Origin of the sequence: Bacillus thuringiensis, from assembly GCF_001182785.1 — a bacterium.
Lineage (GTDB): Bacteria > Bacillota > Bacilli > Bacillales > Bacillaceae_G > Bacillus_A > Bacillus_A thuringiensis_S.
Map to the genome: position 1 here is coordinate 778,847 of NZ_CP012099.1, position 19,062 is coordinate 797,908.

Sequence of the window (19,062 nt, forward strand, 5' to 3'; positions counted from 1 at the left end):
CCTAAACTAAAAAGAGAGAGGAGGGAGTGAAAATAAAAAACGCCTTTTCATATAGAAAAGACGCCTTATCATATTACTCTTATCTTTCAACACAATGTGTTGTAAGAATTAGCACCGTGCCCATAAATGGGTCGGTTGCCGGGCTTCGTAGGGCTCATCCCTCCACCTGCTCTTGATAAGACATCGAATATTTAACTATTTTGAATTATTCCACAAACGAATGGTGTTGTCAAACAGTATTTATAAAAAAATCCCTCAGGAAGAGGGATTTTAATGTGGTAAGAATATCAATTGATAAGCAAACAAAATTCCAAATACATACACAAGTGGGTGAACAGCACGGAATTTACCTTTTGCCACTTTCATAAGTGGGTATGAAATAAATCCAAGTGCGATACCTGTTGCGATACTTGATGTAAGCGGCATGCTTAAGATTACTAAGAATGCTGGGAATGCTTCATCAAATGAGTCCCAATCGATGTGGCGAACTGAACCCATCATAAGACTACCAACAATAATTAATGATGGTGCAGTAATAGCTGATACACCAGAAACGGCACTTACTAATGGTCCGAAGAATGCTGCTAGTGCGAATAGAACAGCTACTGTAACAGTTGTTAAACCAGTACGACCACCAGCTGCAACACCAGCAGATGATTCAATGTAAGCTGTTGATGGTGTTGTTCCGAACATAGAACCGATTGTTGCTGAGAATGAGTCAGATAGAAGAGCTCGTCCAGCTTTTGGAAGTTTTCCGTCTTTCATAAATCCACCTTGTTGAGCTACCCCAAGTAATGTACCTGTTGTATCAAATAATGTAACAAGGAAGAATGAGAATACAACGCCGTATAATCCGTAGTTAATTACGTCAGATACAGCAGTAATTGGATTTGAAACGATAATTCCTTCTGGTAATCCAGGCATTGATGTAACACCGTTTGAGAATGTTAATTGTCCTGTGAAGAAAGCGATAATACCAGTTAATAGCATACCGATAAATAGTGCGCCATTTACATTTAAAGACATAAGAACAATAGTAATTCCAAGCCCAGCCAATGCTAGTAGAACTGGAGCAGAGTGAAGATCACCAAGTCCAACTAAGTTTGCATCATTTTTTGTAACGATACCTGTTAAACGTAAACCGATAAAGGCGATGAAAAGACCGATACCAGCAGTAATTGCATGTTTTAAGTTTTCAGGAATTGCTTCCATTAATTTTGTACGGAAAGATGTAAATGATAGCAAAATTAAAATCATACCTGCTACGAATACAGCAGAGAATGCAATTGCGAAAGTCATGCCTTCATGCGCTTTTACAACAGAGTAAGAGAAGTAAGCATTTAATCCCATACCTGGCGCGATTGCGATTGGTAAGTTTGTAAAGATTGCCATAAATAATGTTCCGACAACAGCAGCAATAATTGTTGCTGTAAATGCTTGTTCAAATGGAACACCTGCATCCCCAAGGATAACAGGGTTTACGACAATGATATATGCCATTGTTAAGAAGGTAATAATACCTGCCATAATTTCAGTTTTAATAGAAGTTTTATGTTTTGAAAGGTTAAACATATAAACATCCTTTCTGTTTACGAATAATTTTCACAACAGTTATATATAATATTCGTTTTTTAACTATTTTGCAATAGTTTTGCATAAAAAGTTTATAACAATTCATATTTTGTGTCTTAAATTCGAATATTAATCGTAACTTGATGTGTGAATTTCAGTTTTTATTATGCACATTATAAGGAAAAGGAGTTGAAAGAAGCTATGCCACAGCAAAAAAACTTTATAACAATGCCTGCGCAACATCAAAATAAGCAGCCGGGGATTGAATCATTAATGAGCCCCCTTCCGCAGTTTGAAGATCCAAATTATAAAGGAAGTGAAAAGTTAAAAGGAAAGAATGTGTTAATTACGGGAGGAGATAGCGGAATTGGACGAGCAGTTTCCATCGCTTTTGCAAAAGAGGGAGCAAATGTTGCGATTGCTTATTTAGATGAGGAAGAAGATGCAAATGAGACGAAACAACGTGTTGAAAAAGAAGGTGTAAAGTGTGTATTGTTGCCAGGGGATTTGAGTAATGAACAGCATTGTAAAGATATTGTGGAAGAGACCGCTCGGCAGTTAGGTAGTTTAAATATTTTAGTAAATAACGTTGCACAGCAATATCCGCAGCAAGGGCTAGAGTATATTACAGCAGAACAGTTAGAAAAAACATTTCGTATTAATATTTTTTCTTATTTTCACGTTACGAAAGCAGCACTTTCTCATTTGAAGAAAGGAGATGTCATTATAAATACGGCATCTATCGTTGCATATGAAGGGAATGAAACGTTAATTGATTATTCCGCAACGAAAGGAGCAATCGTAGCTTTTACAAGATCACTTTCTCAATCGTTAGTGCAAAAAGGGATTCGTGTAAATGGTGTTGCACCAGGACCGATTTGGACACCGCTTATTCCATCGAGCTTTGATGAGAAGAAAGTCTCTCAGTTTGGGAGCAATGTCCCGATGCAAAGGCCTGGTCAACCATATGAGTTAGCGCCGGCATACGTATATTTAGCGTCTGATGATTCTTCTTATGTTACTGGACAAATGATACATGTAAATGGGGGCGTTATTGTAAATGGATAGTTTTCATTTATAAGAGCAAAGTAAAGCTAATTACAATTATTATGGTGAGCGCTAGGGGGGATATAGGTGAAAAGGGTATGTTTCGTCTTACTATTATTTTTCTTCCTACCGGTTAGTGCTTTTGCTGATACAGATCATTTAATACTAGTTAATCTTACGACAAACCAGTTGTCTTTTTTTGAGAATGGAAATTACACAAAAACATTTCCAGTAACGACTGGAAGAGATCGTACACCTACGCCTGAGGGTAATTTTTGTATTATAACGAAATTTAAAAATAAAGAATACCATCGAAAAAAAATAGCTGGGGGTGCACCGAATAACCCTCTTGGTACGAGATGGCTTGGGCTAGATAAGAATGAATATGCGATTCATGGGACAAACCGGGAATGGACGATTGGAAGTAGGGAATCAAATGGCTGTATTCGCATGCATGACAGGGATATACAATGGTTATATGACCGAGTACAATTACAAACAAAAGTAATCATTTCTCGTTTTCATACGAGCCCCGAATATGAAGCGAATAAGCTTGGTTATCGCGTTGTGAGCTGGAATGGTCGAAAAATAGAAAAAGAACAAATTGGAATACTTACGTTAGTAGACCGCGCGGATATATATTGGCAAGAACCAAATGGACAGTTAACGAAAGTGAAAACGGTATTGCCAAATGAAAGATATCCGGTGTACTCAAAACGAAAAGATGGAATATATTATATAGGAAACAATTCGTATATTATAGATGAAACAGGAGAGAAAATTCGTTACGAGCAAATTCCTTCTTCGATTTTAAGTAATATATATAAACGGAAATACAATGTTCCGTAATGGCTACCGTATTATAGACGGTAGCTTATTTATACTTGGAGTTTAACTGCAACTATTGTATTTTGCTGAATATAATACAGTACAGATAGGGGGCGGTTATATTATGAAAAGTGAATTTGCGTTTAAAGTTTTCTTAGTAACGACCTGTTTATTTATCGTGTATTTATATGCGTTTCTCGTCTTTTCTTTTTATGTTCCATATGTTGATTTAATATTATTCTTCGGATTTATTTGGGCGTTTGTGAAAGCGAGGGAAGGAGAGAAGAGTATATATCGGCGCATTACCTTATGCGGAACGGTAGTTCTCGTTATTTTGTACTTTTTTATTATGCATGATTTTTGGAGGGGAATATAAAAAAGCATACGATGAATCGTATGCTTTTTATGTTTAATATTTAGGCTTAAATGTATGACAACAAGTCTCTATACTCGTTGCTACAGAACTTTCTAGCGTCTCATTTGTTAAAACAGCAGCTGTATATGAATCATTTTCAGTTTGACCAGTTTCATCTGCATCAGGCTGAACGACGATCGCACTTGCTTGACAAAAGTTACCTTGTCCCCAAAAAGAACAGTTGGAAACAGAACATCTTACTTCTGGCATAAAACCCCCTCCTTATACATTAGTGTGGGATTTTACGCCCATTTCATGTGTAGAAGGAGTTTCCTTTTCTTATTACTTTTTCGTTTGCTCAAGCCATTCTTTTAATTTGTCTTTCGGCTGTTCACCACTAATACGGCTCACTTCTTTGCCATCTTTAAAATGAATGATTGTTGGTGTACCTTGAATTTTATATTCATCCCAAGGAGCATCTAATTTTTCAATATCCATAACTTTCATATCAACGTTTAAGTCTTTAGCCATTGGCACTACGACAGGAGATAATTTTTGGCAATGAACGCAAGATGTTTGATAAAAATATACTGTTTCTTCTTTTTTCTCTTTTAAATTCTTTTGAAGATCTGAAAGAGAGATTTTATTTGTGTAGTAGTCAGGACCATCTGTTTGACTACCAGTAGCATTATCAATTTTTTGGCTAGTTGAAGCTTTTTTTTCTTCCATTTGTGTTACAGCGAAAATTGCCGCAAACAAGGCGATAATAATACCACCAAATATAAGCATTTTTTTCATTCTTTCATCTCCTTATTTGTTTTTGATGACAATAAAGCTACAAACAGCGATTGTAATAAAGCCGATAAGTGCTAAAAACGGGATTGTCACAAAGCCGAACCAGTTTATGTATTCTCCCGTACATGGTACACGTCCACAAGCTGCCCCAGCAGCTGAAAATGCTGCGACTTTTTGAATTGCATAGTGATATAAAGAAATACAAGCGCCAATAGTTGCGATTGGTAAAGAATAATTTGCGATGCGATAGTCTTTCTTTGCTACAGCGATACCGAGCCATAAAACGAATGGATACATAAAAATACGTTGATACCAACAAAGAACACAAGGCTCAAATTTCATGATTTCGGAAAAGTACAGACTTCCTAGTGTAGCGATAAAAGAAGCTCCCCATGCGGTAAGTAAAGCATATTCTTGCTTTTTTTCTCGTCCCATATTTTATACCTCTCTTATAATAGTTACATACTAAATTATAGTATGAAGTGGTATGGAAAAGAAAGAAAAAATATGTTTATCAATAAAAGTTTTATAAGGAGAAACTTTTATTGATATAAATATTTTAAAAAAGCGCCATTCTCCGGAAGAGAATAGCGCTATAGTTTACATTTGAATTTGTTCTACTTCTTCTACATGCGACTTTTGGGATGCGTGGTCAATATATTGAAATAGGAGCTGCAATTGTTTATCAACTTCTGGTAGTTCTTTACTGTATTGATAAGCGTGTAAAAAATGCTCAATACGCTTAGAAAATAATTGATCGTTCGTTTGAACCATGAGAACGAGTAATTTATCCCAGTTACAGCAATACGTGTAATAGAGAGCTTTATCATAGTCGTTATATGTTTGCACTGTGTACCCTCCTTACCGAGAGTTATATATAGTGTGTGATAAGTAAGGAGAAATACACTTGAAAGAATTTGTTAAGAAAAAAAGTGAATGAAAAGAAAAAACGAGGAGTTTCCTCGTTTTTTAAGCTTTTGGCATTGGTGTAGGTGTTGGTTTGCCATAGCCTTCTTTGTATTTATTATCGATATAGTTACGAATTTCAAGCGTTGATTTTCCTTTTTGTTTCATGGAAGCAGATTCAACTGCGATTTCTAGGCAATTGACGCAAGTCGTTGCATGGGAATCCCAAACAACTTCACCATTCTTTTTAATTTCACGAATAAAGCAGTTTTTATTATTTTTATGTCCTACACTTTCACCGCAACCACAATAGCATGGAATCCAATCTAATAGTTCTGCATTTTGTCCAGCGACGGTGTAGATATCTTTCATTTGTGGATCAAGCTTATCTAGGAAGGTCGGAAGTGTGTCGACTCCTTTTGTTTTCTCTTGAATGTCAGCTTGCTGAGTATGCGATGCATGGTCATGTTCTTCTTTTTTTGATTCAGAAGATTTTTGGTCATTTGTACCAGTACTTCCGCATCCAGCAAGAATTAAGCTTAGTACTGCAAGTAAAGAAAATACATACTTTTTCATTCGCTTGTCCCCTTTACAAATGTATTAACCAAATTGTATCAAATATCATGGTGCGTTGGGTGAAGATTTTTTCGACTGATTTTTGAAACGCCACCGCAGTGAATGGAATAGAAATAAAAGTGGGATATAAGCGTATACAATATATAATCCAACCTGGGAGAGTACTGTATTTAATGTATTGATACTTTCACGGTTTGTGAAAAATAAGGATGAAATAAATATAGCTGCGATAAAAAATGGTAATGTAATTTTAACCGGTATGTGAAAGGCAGTTTTACTAATACGACAAGAAGACCAAATGGTTAAACAAAGATTAGGTAAAATAATAAGAAACCATAGGAAAATAATAATGTACTCAAATCTTTGGATAAAAGGAACCTTAATGATTTTTAGCATCGTTAATGTTGGCCAAATTGTATGATGTAGTTGTCCTTGGCTATAGTACATAAGGGACACAATTGCTAGCATGACATATAAAATAGTTGTAAAGGCAATACCGCCATGTGCCCATTTATGTAGTGATTTTCCTTTTTTAATAAGCGGATAAAAGATAAGAATTGCTTCAAATCCAAGAAATTCTAATGCAGATGATTTTGCTGAAGTTAGAATTTCTACAGGTGAATGGGTAAGAATTGGTAAAATGTTACGGACGTGTGCATATTTCATAGGAAAAACTAAGAAAAGTAGTACGAATATCGGTATTACGACGCCCCAAAAACAAATTCCTGTTACAGAGCGGAATCCACCTTTTATTACGTAATAGGTCACGAGCAAAAATAATAACGTTAATTTCCATGGCTTAATTGTAGGGAAGACCCATACTTGAATGACTTCAATATATGTACGAAGCACAGTTAGGCAAAATAAGAGAAGATATGCAGCAAAGCACATAGACAAAAAAGTTCCAATCCATTTTCCAAAGCATGTCTTATGAATGGTCATTAAATCATTATCTTTATCCAACATTTTTAACATACAAAACAGTACGATATGAGTTATAATACCGGCAACAATAAGGGCAATCCAAGCGTCATAACCAGCATATTGTGCAATAATACGTTGATATCCTAATACACCTACTCCAACTTGAAGAGAGTGTAATAGAAGAAATGTGAAATAAGGAGAAACGGTTATTGTTTTATTTTGTTCAGCCATTGTAACACCTCACTATTCTCCGATACCAGATTGCACGACATTGATTTGTACATGAACGGCAACATCTACATTAGGGTACATGTCTTGAATTTGTTTCATCGTCCATTTTCTTGAGTGGCTACGAATTTCTTCTCGTATACCTATTGGATCCACTTCTTTTTCTTGAAATTGTTTTATTAATTCGTTTAAATGGTTTTCAATTGTTTTTTCTACATGTTTTTTTACGTATTTTACATTTTCTGTCTTTGATAAATCGAGCCAAGGCGGAGCGTTTTTTATGAGCCCGTTTAATTTGAGGTGAATATGGATTTTCGGGATGTTACCGGTATCCGAAAGAGAGCAAATGCTATTTCCAGATAAGTTTTGAGTGGCAATTAACCCTTTGTGCTTACCTTGACGTATCGGAACCTCGTAACGGCCATTTTTAGTTGGATTAATGAGCAATTTTAATAAAAAAGATCCCTTTTTATCTGTATACATAACCACTTTATCCTTTTTTAAAAAAGCGAGTCCCTTAATGGAAGCAGACTGGTCTTCATCCACTTTAATATAAGGAAGAAATGGATCGCATCCTGATGAATAAAAGTTATACAAGAAAATATTTAATGCAGTTCGTGGAATTGTTTCGTTTTCTATATTTTGCTCTAGTAAATCAGAAAGATATAGTGATCCATTTGTTTTGACATGTTTGAGAAGCTTTTCAGTTGAACCGTCTACAAGTGCTAGCTGTACGTCACGGCCAATGTTAGGATCACGCTGTAAATTGTTAATAATATCACCAATTCCATGTTCACCAAATGCTTTTCCGAACAGTACGACACGCATTTGACCTACGGCGATAGTATGTGGTGATTTGGCGTTTAGTCGTGAAGAAATTGTTTCAATCGTGCCAGCCGTAGTTGATTGGGTTTGTGGTTTGGATTGCACGCCTTTTGTGTAATCGGGATAGAGGATCGTCCCGCGGAATTGTTTGTCTTTTGTTATATCGAATCCGCCTACATGAATAATTCGTTGTGTGTCTACTATATTCGCTTGTGTACATCCGGATTGGAAAATTAAAACGATAATAGCCGAGCATAATAAAATGTTTTTCATTTTTCCTCACCATCACGCTTTTCTTTCGCTTTGCTTGGATCATAGCGCCATTTCTTTTTTGGTCTCAGGAAAGAAGCACGTCCAGCGGTTTGACTAAATGGTAAGCGAAGGAGCCCTTCTGCTGTACCTAACCCGCGAAATGGGTATAAAGGTAATAAGTAAGGTGATCCAAGTGATTTTAAGCGAATTAAATGAGCCAATATGAATACGAACCCGACAATGAGACCTAGACCACCAAATGATCCAGCCAAAATGATGAGTGGAAATCGTAATATCCGAATTGTGGAAGACATTTTTACTGTCGGTGTTGTAAAAGATGCAAGTGCTGATAACGCAACCGCAATTAATAAAATAGTACTCGTTAAAGCGGCTTCGACAGATGCTTGCCCAATTACAATCCCGCCAACAATACCAATCGTTTGACCGACTTTGGTCGGTAAACGTGCTCCAGCCTCGCGTAGTAATTCAATAGTAATTTCTAAAAAGAGTGCTTCTAAAATAGGTGGAAATGGTACGTTAGCTCTAGAATAAATAATAGGGCCAAGTAAATCGGCCGGAATCATTTGATAGTGATATGTTAATACCGCTGTATAAATGGCTGAAGAGAATAAAGAGAATGCTGCTCCAAAAAAACGAACTAATCTAAGAAATGAGCCTGCTATCCATGGTAAATAATAATCTTCTGGTGAGACGAAGAAATCGAGCAATGTCGCTGGGCCAGCTAATGCATACGGTGAACCGTCGGTTAAAATGACAACCCCTCCATTAAGTAATGCATAAACGGAACGATCTAAACGCTCTGTAGGTAGTAAAACTGGAAATGGGGAGTTGCTATTATCACTAATAAACTGTTCAACCATAGTTGCATCGAAAGGGACATCAAAATCGATATCTTGTAGACGTTGTAGTGCAGTATTAATATGTTGTTCATTTGTGATTTCTTCCATATAAGCAACGGCTACTTTTGTTTTTGATATAGATCCAACTTGGACTTCTTTAAAAATTAACTGCTCGGTTACAATATTTCGGCGTAGTAAATGTATATTTATATCAATATTTTCAACGAATCCAACTTTTGGTCCGATAACGCTATATTCGTTTTCAGTATCATTTGCTAGTCGGGTGCCCAGCACGTTACTTTCTGCGCGTACGAGTGCATATTCCTTCGTTGTCGCATCACTTTTTCGTTCTATAAGTACATATCCCCCTAACAACTTTTCACGAACATCATTAGTGGAAGGATTAATCATAATATCTTCAATGAATATAACATTTACTAAATCATTTATACTGTGAATGTTTTCTAGCTCTTTTTTTAGAGGTGTTAAAATGAATTGTTTAACAATGAGAGATTCTACAGTTGATTTATAATAAAATAAACAGAGAGTTTCTTCTTGGTCGATGTTGTAAGACACGAAGTCCATGGATTCTTTCATACTTTTTACAAATTCTGGAACAGAACAGACTGATTTATGTTTTTGTTTCTTTGATGATAAACGAAACATTTTCTCACCCCTAACATACGTTATTTACTTGTGTTAGTTTTTGGGAAAGACGGGAATTTATACTTAAAAATTGAAAGTTCATAAAGAAAAGGAAGAGTAGTGAGTACCTCTTCCTTTTTGGCGTGTTAATTTGTTCTCTTTTCTTTAATTGACTTCACTAATTTCATCATTTCCGCCCGTATATCTTCTCTTTTTACATTTAATTTTTCGGCAATTTGTTTAATGTCCATTCCATCTTTTTTCATTTTTAATACATCATCAAGAGGGGTATTACTTTTTTGAGAGATGATTGTTAACACAGCAAGATGACGCAATTTGATGTTATATTCTTTCATTTTTTGCTTGAGCTGATCCGGTGTGGATTTTTGCATAGTTGCCAACTGTTGTAGTAGTGCTTGTTTTGTTTCTTTATTCATATGATGCTTTTTCAGCTTACTTGGATCTACACCGAAATGCTCGGCTGTTTTCTCCCAAGATTTATTTTGCTTATAGTAAGCTAAAACGTCTTTTATTTCTTTATTACTAATTCTTGCAATATGAGCAGCTTTCCAAATTTCATGTTTGTTATAACCGAGCTTTTCTAGCGACTGCATTTCTTCTTCTAAAATTGGTTTATGGTGATGCATTGTTACTTCTTTCGGTGTGGCAGCAGAAGCGGGGAAGATAATTGCTCCGCATAATAATGCTGCCATAGTCATACTTACCGCGATTTTTTTGTACATGTAAACTCCTCCTAGATGGATAGTGTGGAAAACTGTACACATATCATTTCCATAAAATGTGAAATACTTGTGAACAAGTTAAGTTTTTTTATTCACAGCATGGAATGATGTTTTTAGAAGTTTTCCAACATAAAACATTGATTAATAGTAAAAAACTAAGGTATAATCGAAATTGAAAATCAATATCAATACTGAAGATAAACTTATACATATAGATAAAAATAAGGGAGAGATAAATATGACTACATATACTTCCATCGCTAATGTGATTAAAGAAAGGCGCTCTGTTCGTACATTTACAGACAAAGCAGTAGAAAAAGATTTATTAATTGAACTATTAAACGATGCAACATGGGCACCAAATCATAAGCACCGTGAACCATGGAATTGTAAACTATACATCGGAGAAGGCCGCAAGAAATTAGTAGATGCAGTATTAAACTCTTTCACAGAAGAAGAAAGAGCGAAACGCGGTAAAATTTTATCAGATCGTTTCTTAAGCACGCCTGCACAAATCGTTGTATATATAAATGAAGATCCGCGTCAAATTCAACGTGATGAAGATTACGCTGCAACATGTGCATTTATGCAAAACTTCCAACTTCTTGCTTGGGAACGCGGATTAGGTTGCGTTTGGAAATCAGGCGGATTAAACTACAATCCATTATTTATAGAAGGAATCGGTTTAACAAGAGGACAACGTATCGTTGGAATTCTTCATATCGGCTATTTCGATAAAGCGCCAGAAGGAAAAGCTCGTACTCCGATTACGGAGAAGATGGAGATTATTGAAGGTTAATAGATGAGACATTCTCGTTTTTGCGGGGGTGTCTTTTTATTATGCAATCAATCCTCATGAAAGCTTGTTTTTCATCATACACTTTCTTAAGGGAAAGTGTAAGGAGGGAAAATAATGAGAGCGAGTGACGATAAAGCACTGCAATATGCGATTGCGGAAATTACGGAAATTGCGACTGGATTTGGGCTTGATTTTTATCCGATGCGTTATGAAATATGTCCAGCGGAAATTATTTATACATTTGGTGCATATGGGATGCCGACAAGGTTTTCACATTGGAGTTTTGGAAAACAATTTTTCAGAATGAAATTACAATACGATTTGGGACTTAGTAAAATATACGAACTCGTTATTAACTCTGATCCATGTTACGCCTTTTTATTAGATACGAACTCTTTAATTCAAAACAAATTAATTGTCGCGCACGTTTTAGCACACTGTGATTTCTTCAAAAATAATATTCGTTTTTCAAATACGAAGCGAGATATGGTAGAGAGTATGGCGGCAACAGCGGACCGTGTGAAAGCGTATGAGCATAAGTACGGAAAAGCAGAGGTAGAAACATTTTTAGATGCCGTACTTGCCATTCAAGAGCATATTGATCCGTCGCTTATGCGTCCGAAGCTCGCATGGAGTATTGATGATTTAGAAGAGGACGAAGTAGAAAAGAAAAAGGTTTCGCAATACGATGATTTATGGAATTTAGATAATCGCAATAAAAAGCAGGAACGTTCTAATGTGCGTAAAAAGAAGAAAATCCCACCACAACCAGAGAAAGATTTACTTCTCTTTATTGAAGAATATAGCCGTGAGTTAGAAGATTGGCAGCGTGATATATTAACGATGATGCGCGAAGAAATGTTATATTTTTGGCCGCAGCTTGAAACGAAAATCATGAACGAAGGCTGGGCGTCCTACTGGCATCAACGCATACTTCGTGAAATGGACTTAACATCTGATGAAGCAATTGAATTTGCGAAATTAAATGCAGGTGTTGTACAGCCATCAAAAACAAGTATTAATCCATACTACCTCGGTATTAAAATGTTTGAAGATATTGAAGAACGGTACAACAATCCGACTGAAGAAATGAAGCGACGAGGCGTAAAACCAGGATCTGGCCGTGATAAAATGTTTGAAGTACGCGAAATTGAATGGGACGTATCGTTCCTAAGAAACTACTTAAATAAAGATCTTGTTATGCGAGAAGATATGTACTTATTCCAGCGCCAAGGAAAAGAATATAAAGTAATAGATAAAGAATGGGAAAATGTGCGTGATCAACTCGTAAATATGCGGACAAATGGTGGGTTCCCGTACTTAGTAGTAGAAGATGGAGACTACTTAAAGAACGGAGAATTATACATTAAACATAGTTATGAAGGAATCGAACTCGATTTAAAATACTTAGAAAAAGTATTACCATATCTTCATCAGCTATGGGGAAGAACGGTGCATATGGAGTCCATCGTGGAGAGTAAGGGCGTTGTGTTTTCTTATGATGGGAAGATGGTGCATCGGAAGTATGTGTGAGGGGAAGAACGGACATAGGATACTGTGTCCGTTCTTTTTATTTGAAAAATTTATTTATATTTTTTACTTAAGGTAAAGAATATGACTAATTGTTTGAGTTTGTTAAGTCAACGTAATTAATAATGATTATCATTATTAATTACGTTGACTTCTGGAAAAAGAAAAACTAGAATTTATAAAGGGATCCTCAATTGTTTGCTATCACTTGTATAGGAGGTAAGTTATGTTGTATAGCTTTATTTCTATAAGATATATGTTGGCTCTTTATAGTTTTGGTGTTCTTTTTATCTTTTTTTGTATAGTATTTTTGGTGAATCAAAAGGTCTATGCAGAAGATGTACCGTGGACATCGGTTTCAAATGAGGGAGAACGTGAACTGTTTCAAGAACAATTATTGTATAGTAATGATCGAAGGGGAGAAGATCTTGTTTCGCCCTCATTTGAAGGGCGAAAACATGGTGGGGAAGATTGGGGAGCATATTTGGAAAATAGTAAGTTAAGTTATTCATCCAACATTCTTACCTATTCTCTTATAGGAATAAATGATCGAATACGGGTTAATGATAGAATTAGCGCTACAGTCCATGTAGCAACTCAGTATAATAGTGGAGAAATTTATGGATGTACAGGAGTACTAATTAGTAAAGATACAGTACTTACAGCTGGACATTGTATTTACAATAAAGAAATTGGTAGATGGGCGACAAATGTTATTGCAACTCCATGGCGTAATGGAGGATAAGCACCGTATTTATCTTTTTATGTTAAAAATAAAGAAAAACAGCCAATAAAAAATTTTGAAATTATACTTATGAAAGACGAATCACCTGAGCCCAGTAAAGAAATTGGGATCTCAATAGGGAAAACAGACGAAGAAGGAAAAGTTATTTGGAGTAATGTAATGAAGGGAAAATATATTATATTTTTGCCGAATAGTAAGACGCAAATAGTTAGAGTTAAAGACAGAGATGAATCGAGAGTAATAAATATATCATTGTAAAAAACGAATCTATTTGGATTCGTTTTTTATTGGTAAGTAAAGTAGTTGAAAAAAATTTAAAAAAGTAAATCCTTTACAATATACCCTTAAGGGTATATGATATTATACAAAGTTATAAAGTAATGTATAATATAGTTACGATTACGGAGGTGGTCTATAGTGGAATATAATCAAGATATGAAAAATAGATTGAAACGTATTGAAGGTCAAGTTCGTGGTGTGCTTCGTATGATGGAAGAAGGAAAAGATTGCCGAGAGGTTATTACACAGTTAACGGCATCTCGTTCTGCCCTTGATCGTACAATTGGGCTCGTTGTTGGAACGAATTTAGAGCAATGTTTGCGTGAACAGTTTGAAAGTGGTAATGGTTCAAATGAAGAGTTAATTAAAGAAGCTGTTCAATTACTTGTAAAAAGCCGATAATCTGTCAAACATAAGTGTTGACAGATTTTCAAAAACGTTTTAATATACCCATACAGGTATATGTATATGAATTGTGGAGGAATCGATTATGAGTATAAAAGTGGATATGAGTTTAGATTGTAAAGGTTTGGCTTGTCCGATGCCTATTGTGAAAACGAAGAAGGCGATAGAAGGGTTAGCACCAGGGCAGGTGATTGAAGTTAAGGCAACAGATAAAGGATCTACGGTAGATATAAAAAGTTGGGCGGGTAAAGTAGGACATCAATATATCGGGACGAAACACGAGGGTGATGTATTGGTGCATTATGTTAGGAAAGCAAACGAGCATGAAGTGAATGAAATTGTGAAATATCCTCATACAATTACGAATGCAGAATTACAGTCTATATTGTCTCATGGGGAAGAGAGCATTGTATTAGATGTTCGCGAAGCAGCGGAATTTGCTTTTGGTCATATTCCATCGGCCATTTCGGTACCATTAGGTGAATTAGACAGCGCAGTGTTAGATCAGACGAAGCAAATTTATGTTATTTGTCGAGCTGGTAACCGCAGTGATGTAGCTTGCCAAATGTTGAATGAGAAAGGTTATTTAAATGTGAAAAATGTCATTCCGGGTATGTTAGAGTGGCAAGGGAATATAGAGAAGTAAATTTTTTTGAATGAAAATATACCTATGGGGGTAATCAAATGGATGTTAAACAGTTACAAGCAAAAGATGTGGCAGAGAAAGTGTTATTCGGAGAGTTATTTATTTTAGATGTTCGTAATGAGGCGGATTATGAAGATTGGAAAATTGAAGGGAAGCAAGTTTCTTCTATTAATAAACCTTATTTTGATTTGTTAGATGGTGTAGATCATATTGTAAGTGAATTACCTAAAGATAAAGATGTTTTAGTAGTATGTGCAAAAGAAGGGTCTTCTATATTTGTGGCAGAGCAGTTAATAGAGGTTGGATTACAAAATATTTATTATTTAGCTGGTGGCATGAAAGCTTGGAGTGAATATGTAAAGCCTATAAAAGTTGGAGATTTAAAAAATGGCGGAAGTATGTATCAGTTTAACCGCCTAGGAAAAGGCTGTTTATCTTATATGGTCGTTTCAAACGGTGAAGCAGCAGTTATTGATGCGGTAAGGACAGCCGAGGCATATGAAGAGTTTGCGAAAGAGCACGGCGTTACGATTACGAATGTAATGGATACACATTTACATGCAGACCATATTTCTGGTGGACGTAAGTTAGCTGAAAAGGTAGGTGGTACGTATTGGTTACCGCCAAAAGATGCCGAGGAAGTTGTTTTCTCATACGAACCGCTTGTTGAAGGATCTGTTATTACGGTGGGGGGTACTAAAATTGTAATTGACGCATTATACTCACCAGGGCATACGATTGGAAGTACGTCATTCATTGTAGATGATTCTTATTTATTATCAGGCGATATTTTATTTGTAGATTCAATTGGGCGTCCTGATCTTGCTGGTAAGGCTGAAGATTGGGTGAGTGATTTAAGAAATACGTTATATACACTGTATAAGGAACTGTCTCAAGATTTAATTGTTTTACCAGCTCATTATTCAAAAATAAGTGAAATGGATGAAAGAGGCGTTGTGAGTGCAAGCTTACAAGATCTATTTAAAGAGAATGTAGGATTAAATATTGCTGATGAAGTGGAGTTTCGTAAAACTGTGACAGAGAATTTACCACCTCAGCCAAATGCATATGAAGAAATTCGTCAAACGAATATGGGGAAAATTCATCCGAGTGTGGAAGAAGAGCGTGAAATGGAGATTGGCCCAAATCGTTGTGCAGTGCATGAGTCATTATAAAAATAACAAATTGGAGGAATTAATGATGAATATAAACCAAGTATTAGATGCGAAGGATTTAGCATGTCCGATGCCGATTGTAAGAACGAAAAGAGCGATGGATACTTTACAATCGGGCGAAGTGTTAGAAGTACATGTAACGGATAAAGGGTCAATTAAGGATATTCCAGCGTGGGCAAACAAAACTGGTCATGAAATCGTAAAGCATGTAGAAGAAGCTGATGTGCTGAAGTTTTGGATTAAGAAGGCGTAGGAAAAAATATTGTTATAAATGCAGAGAGGTTGGTTATATGAACACAATATTAAGTACGCTTTTCATTGTACTTGCTACATGGTTTGTTATTTCGCGTTTTTTACCAGTGAAAGGTGTTCAAAATATAAATGGAAAAGAATTAAAAAGTATAGTGGGGAAAAAGGGGAAGTACTTTATTGATGTCCGTACAGTAGGTGAATATAGAGGAAATCATATGAAAGGATTTCAGAATATCCCGTTAAATGAGTTAGCAAGTAGAGCAAGTCAGTTAGATAAAAATAAGGAAGTAATCGTTATTTGCCAAAGTGGAATGAGAAGTAAGCAAGCTGCAAAGATGTTGAAAAAACTAGGATTTCGGCAAGTAATAAACGTTTCAGGTGGTATGAATGGTTTGTGAGGAGGACTTTAAAATGAAAGAAATGACAGCAAAAGAATTAGAAGAAAAATTGTTAAGTAAAGAAGCAGTAAATATCGTAGATGTCCGTGAAGTAGAAGAAGTAGCTGAAGGGGGAATTCAAGAAGCATGTAATATTCCACTAAGGCTATTAGAGTTTCGTATGCATGAGTTGGATAAAAAGAAAGAATATATTATCGTGTGTCGCTCTGGCGCGAGAAGTGCAAGAGCCGTTCAATTTTTAGAAGGTTACGGTTTTCAAGCGATCAATATGGTAGGTGGTATGTTAGCTTGGGAAGGTAAAGTCATATAGCATAGAGATAAAAGATTTGAGCCTTTTTATAAACAATTAAATACCCCTATAGGTAATTTAGAGGAGGAACAACATGGAACAGCAGAAAAAAACGACAATCGTTTTATTTAGCGGAGATTACGATAAAGCAATGGCTGCTTATATTATTGCAAATGGTGCAGCGGCGTATGATCAAGAGGTAACTATTTTTCATACTTTTTGGGGATTAAATGCTTTAAGGAAAGATGAGCATGTGAATGTAAAGAAAACATTTATAGAAAAAGTATTTGGAAAAATGATGCCACGCGGTGCTGATAAGATGGGATTATCCAAAATGAATTTTGCTGGCATGGGGCCGAAGATGATTAAAGGCATTATGAAAAAACATAACGCAATGCCTTTGCCAGATTTAATTGATTTGGCGAAAGAACAAGGAATTAAACTTGTAGCTTGTCAAATGACAGTAGATTTATTAGGGTTAAAAGAGGAAGAGATTATGGAAGGGGTAGAGTTTGCAGGTGTAGGGGCATATTTAGCAGATGCTTCGGATGGGAATGTAAACTTATTCATTTAAATCACCTTCTTTTTAGAAGGCGGGGGATGTAAGATGAGCTTAGTCGTATTACTTTTTATAATTGGGTTTATAGGATCGTTTATATCAGGAATGGTTGGGATTGGTGGCGCGATTATTAATTATCCGATGATCTTATACATTCCAGTATTGCTAGGATTTACTGGCTATACGTCACATGAAGTGAGCGGTATTACAGCGGTACAAGTATTCTTTGCAACTTTTGCAGGCGCGTGGGCATACCGGAAAAGTAATGACATGAATAAAACATTAGTTATGTATATGGGAGCTAGTATATTAATAGGAAGCTTCATAGGGAGTTTCGGTGCTAACATATTAGAGGAACATACAGTTAATGTTGTTTATGCAGCATTAGCTACAATTGCAGCTATTATGATGTTTGTACCGAAACAAAATAATAGTGGAGATGTGAAGTATAATAAATGGTTAGCAAGCTTGTTAGCGTTCGTTGTAGGGGGAGCTTCAGGCATTATAGGAGCTGGAGGTTCGTTCCTTTTAGTTCCCATTATGCTAGTTATTTTAAAATTACCACTGCGCATGACGATCGCAACATCTATCGCTATTACGTTTATTTCCTCAATAGGGATTACTACCGGAAAAGTGATTACTGGGCAAGTAGTTATCATTCCAGCTCTAATTATTGCGGTTGCAAGTATATTTGCTGCGCCACTTGGAGCACGAGTCGGGAAGAGGCTAAATCAAAAAGTACTGCAATATGTATTGTCCACTTTAATTGTAGGAACTGCTGTTAAAATGTGGATTGATATGATATCGAAATAAAAGGATGGTGCTGCTTGCAGCCCATCCTTTTATTTATTGCCCGTAAACCTAACGGATTATAGTTTCACTTTATGCCCAAATAACTTTCATTAAGTTTTTATATTCGTCATTTGCTAATTTATATAGCATTCTCGTATGTTCAAAGACAAGTGCTGGATTAAAGTTTGGTTCTGAGAATGCAAGAGATGCTGAAATATCAATTGCATTTTGCTTGTTTAATGTGAATTTTGCAAAGCGATAAGATGTGTTTAATTCATTAATGACATGTAAAATATCATTTGTTGATGTTGCATCAGGCACGTGAGCAACATTGAAGCAGTATATATCCACCGTAGGATGTTCGTTTTGGAAAGCAGCGATAAGTTGAATTTTTGCGCCAGCTTCTGTCTCTAATCCTACTGAAAAATGAACAGAGCCATCATTTTCATCTATATTTTCTTCCATGTATATATCGTTGGATTTTAAGTAGTCTTTAAAATCTGAGATGTTATGTTTTACTGCAGCTTTCATATGTATGAGCCCCCTGATAATTGGAATAGATTGCTACTATTTATTATAATTTAAAAATATTAAAAAAGATAGTTAGAAAGTTCTGATTTTTGTATTTAGAAGAATA

24 protein-coding genes, 2 pseudogenes and 1 riboswitch are annotated in these 19,062 nt (G+C 35.8%); of the genes and pseudogenes, 15 read left to right on the forward strand and 11 right to left on the reverse strand.

The window, feature by feature from the left end:
* Nucleotides 1-76: 76 nt before the first annotated feature.
* A riboswitch (SAM riboswitch) is annotated at nucleotides 77-182 on the reverse strand.
* Between the two features lie 88 nt (nucleotides 183-270).
* Nucleotides 271-1,572 (reverse strand): NCS2 family permease, encoded by a 1,302-nt coding sequence (locus tag AC241_RS04040; RefSeq protein ID WP_000482716.1) that lies wholly within the window; start codon nucleotides 1,570-1,572, stop codon nucleotides 271-273.
* A 201-nt stretch (nucleotides 1,573-1,773) separates the two neighbouring features.
* Here AC241_RS04040 and AC241_RS04045 point away from each other — a divergent pair, with 201 nt between their 5' ends.
* From AC241_RS04045 to AC241_RS04055, 3 genes are all read left to right on the forward strand, one after another.
* The gene (locus AC241_RS04045; RefSeq protein ID WP_050842613.1) at nucleotides 1,774-2,640 is read left to right on the forward strand and encodes an SDR family oxidoreductase; all 867 of its coding nucleotides are present in this window, start codon (nucleotides 1,774-1,776) and stop codon (nucleotides 2,638-2,640) included.
* A 66-nt stretch (nucleotides 2,641-2,706) separates the two neighbouring features.
* The gene (locus AC241_RS04050; protein ID WP_000831960.1) at nucleotides 2,707-3,468 is read left to right on the forward strand and encodes a L,D-transpeptidase; all 762 of its coding nucleotides are present in this window, start codon (nucleotides 2,707-2,709) and stop codon (nucleotides 3,466-3,468) included.
* 103 nt (nucleotides 3,469-3,571) lie between these two features.
* On the forward strand, nucleotides 3,572-3,823 hold the full coding sequence (locus AC241_RS04055) for a hypothetical protein (RefSeq protein WP_016082777.1): 252 nt from the start codon (nucleotides 3,572-3,574) through the stop codon (nucleotides 3,821-3,823).
* A 33-nt stretch (nucleotides 3,824-3,856) separates the two neighbouring features.
* Here AC241_RS04055 and AC241_RS04060 read toward each other — a convergent pair whose 3' ends face one another.
* The 9 genes from AC241_RS04060 to AC241_RS04100 form a co-directional block, all read right to left on the reverse strand.
* On the reverse strand, nucleotides 3,857-4,072 hold the full coding sequence (locus tag AC241_RS04060; protein ID WP_016082776.1) for a DUF1540 domain-containing protein: 216 nt from the start codon (nucleotides 4,070-4,072) through the stop codon (nucleotides 3,857-3,859).
* 72 nt (nucleotides 4,073-4,144) lie between these two features.
* Nucleotides 4,145-4,600, reverse strand: a complete 456-nt coding sequence (locus tag AC241_RS04065) for a thioredoxin family protein (RefSeq protein WP_016082775.1) — start codon at nucleotides 4,598-4,600, stop codon at nucleotides 4,145-4,147.
* 12 nt (nucleotides 4,601-4,612) lie between these two features.
* A complete protein-coding gene (locus AC241_RS04070; protein ID WP_000532261.1) occupies nucleotides 4,613-5,032 on the reverse strand; it encodes a disulfide formation protein C in 420 nt (139 codons plus the stop codon).
* A gap of 165 nt (nucleotides 5,033-5,197) precedes the next feature.
* Nucleotides 5,198-5,446 carry a YhdB family protein gene (locus AC241_RS04075; RefSeq protein WP_001195459.1) on the reverse strand — a complete coding sequence of 83 codons (249 nt, stop codon included), beginning with the start codon at nucleotides 5,444-5,446 and terminating at the stop codon, nucleotides 5,198-5,200.
* Between the two features lie 120 nt (nucleotides 5,447-5,566).
* Nucleotides 5,567-6,079, reverse strand: a complete 513-nt coding sequence (locus tag AC241_RS04080) for a PCYCGC domain-containing protein (protein ID WP_000761026.1) — start codon at nucleotides 6,077-6,079, stop codon at nucleotides 5,567-5,569.
* 45 nt (nucleotides 6,080-6,124) lie between these two features.
* Entirely contained in the window at nucleotides 6,125-7,234 is a 1,110-nt protein-coding gene (locus tag AC241_RS04085; RefSeq protein WP_043936760.1) for a GerAB/ArcD/ProY family transporter, read from the reverse strand.
* Nucleotides 7,235-7,246: 12 nt separating this feature from the next.
* Nucleotides 7,247-8,329 (reverse strand): spore germination protein GerYC, encoded by a 1,083-nt coding sequence (gene gerYC, locus AC241_RS04090; protein WP_016082772.1) that lies wholly within the window; start codon nucleotides 8,327-8,329, stop codon nucleotides 7,247-7,249.
* Nucleotides 8,326-9,834 carry a spore germination protein gene (locus AC241_RS04095; protein WP_050842615.1) on the reverse strand — a complete coding sequence of 503 codons (1,509 nt, stop codon included), beginning with the start codon at nucleotides 9,832-9,834 and terminating at the stop codon, nucleotides 8,326-8,328. Before AC241_RS04095 ends, gerYC begins: the two co-directional genes overlap by 4 nt.
* A gap of 125 nt (nucleotides 9,835-9,959) precedes the next feature.
* The gene (locus tag AC241_RS04100) at nucleotides 9,960-10,556 is read right to left on the reverse strand and encodes a hypothetical protein (protein WP_050842617.1); all 597 of its coding nucleotides are present in this window, start codon (nucleotides 10,554-10,556) and stop codon (nucleotides 9,960-9,962) included.
* Nucleotides 10,557-10,794: 238 nt separating this feature from the next.
* On the opposite strand from AC241_RS04100, the gene AC241_RS04105 reads away from it, so the two are divergent.
* The 12 genes and pseudogenes from AC241_RS04105 to AC241_RS04160 all read left to right on the forward strand — a co-directional run bounded on the left by AC241_RS04105 (nucleotide 10,795) and on the right by AC241_RS04160 (nucleotide 18,446).
* Nucleotides 10,795-11,355, forward strand: a complete 561-nt coding sequence (locus AC241_RS04105; protein ID WP_000214819.1) for a nitroreductase family protein — start codon at nucleotides 10,795-10,797, stop codon at nucleotides 11,353-11,355.
* Nucleotides 11,356-11,469: 114 nt separating this feature from the next.
* A complete protein-coding gene (spoVR, locus tag AC241_RS04110; protein ID WP_048564410.1) occupies nucleotides 11,470-12,888 on the forward strand; it encodes a stage V sporulation protein SpoVR in 1,419 nt (472 codons plus the stop codon).
* A gap of 223 nt (nucleotides 12,889-13,111) precedes the next feature.
* A pseudogene (locus AC241_RS04115) lies at nucleotides 13,112-13,627 on the forward strand (trypsin-like serine peptidase); the annotation flags it as partial.
* 12 nt (nucleotides 13,628-13,639) lie between these two features.
* Nucleotides 13,640-13,888, forward strand: a pseudogene (locus AC241_RS04120) (DUF2606 family protein); the annotation flags it as partial.
* Nucleotides 13,889-14,047: 159 nt separating this feature from the next.
* Nucleotides 14,048-14,311, forward strand: a complete 264-nt coding sequence (locus AC241_RS04125; protein ID WP_000456206.1) for a metal-sensitive transcriptional regulator — start codon at nucleotides 14,048-14,050, stop codon at nucleotides 14,309-14,311.
* Nucleotides 14,312-14,399: 88 nt separating this feature from the next.
* On the forward strand, nucleotides 14,400-14,960 hold the full coding sequence (locus tag AC241_RS04130) for a sulfurtransferase TusA family protein (RefSeq protein WP_050842620.1): 561 nt from the start codon (nucleotides 14,400-14,402) through the stop codon (nucleotides 14,958-14,960).
* Between the two features lie 38 nt (nucleotides 14,961-14,998).
* Complete coding sequence (locus AC241_RS04135) at nucleotides 14,999-16,135, forward strand: MBL fold metallo-hydrolase (protein WP_043936769.1); 1,137 nt, start codon at nucleotides 14,999-15,001, stop codon at nucleotides 16,133-16,135.
* Between the two features lie 22 nt (nucleotides 16,136-16,157).
* Nucleotides 16,158-16,388: a sulfurtransferase TusA family protein gene (locus tag AC241_RS04140; RefSeq protein WP_050842621.1), complete on the forward strand. Its 231-nt coding sequence runs from the start codon at nucleotides 16,158-16,160 to the stop codon at nucleotides 16,386-16,388.
* A 37-nt stretch (nucleotides 16,389-16,425) separates the two neighbouring features.
* Nucleotides 16,426-16,785, forward strand: coding sequence for a rhodanese-like domain-containing protein (locus tag AC241_RS04145; RefSeq protein WP_029441680.1), 360 nt, complete (start codon nucleotides 16,426-16,428; stop codon nucleotides 16,783-16,785).
* A 13-nt stretch (nucleotides 16,786-16,798) separates the two neighbouring features.
* Nucleotides 16,799-17,095, forward strand: coding sequence for a rhodanese-like domain-containing protein (locus AC241_RS04150; protein WP_029441681.1), 297 nt, complete (start codon nucleotides 16,799-16,801; stop codon nucleotides 17,093-17,095).
* A gap of 73 nt (nucleotides 17,096-17,168) precedes the next feature.
* Complete coding sequence (locus tag AC241_RS04155; protein ID WP_000437741.1) at nucleotides 17,169-17,648, forward strand: DsrE/DsrF/DrsH-like family protein; 480 nt, start codon at nucleotides 17,169-17,171, stop codon at nucleotides 17,646-17,648.
* A gap of 33 nt (nucleotides 17,649-17,681) precedes the next feature.
* Entirely contained in the window at nucleotides 17,682-18,446 is a 765-nt protein-coding gene (locus AC241_RS04160) for a sulfite exporter TauE/SafE family protein (RefSeq protein ID WP_000060742.1), read from the forward strand.
* 69 nt (nucleotides 18,447-18,515) lie between these two features.
* On the opposite strand, the gene AC241_RS04165 is transcribed toward AC241_RS04160, so the two are convergent.
* Entirely contained in the window at nucleotides 18,516-18,956 is a 441-nt protein-coding gene (locus tag AC241_RS04165) for a hypothetical protein (protein WP_000642361.1), read from the reverse strand.
* Between the last annotated feature and the right edge of the window lie 106 nt (nucleotides 18,957-19,062).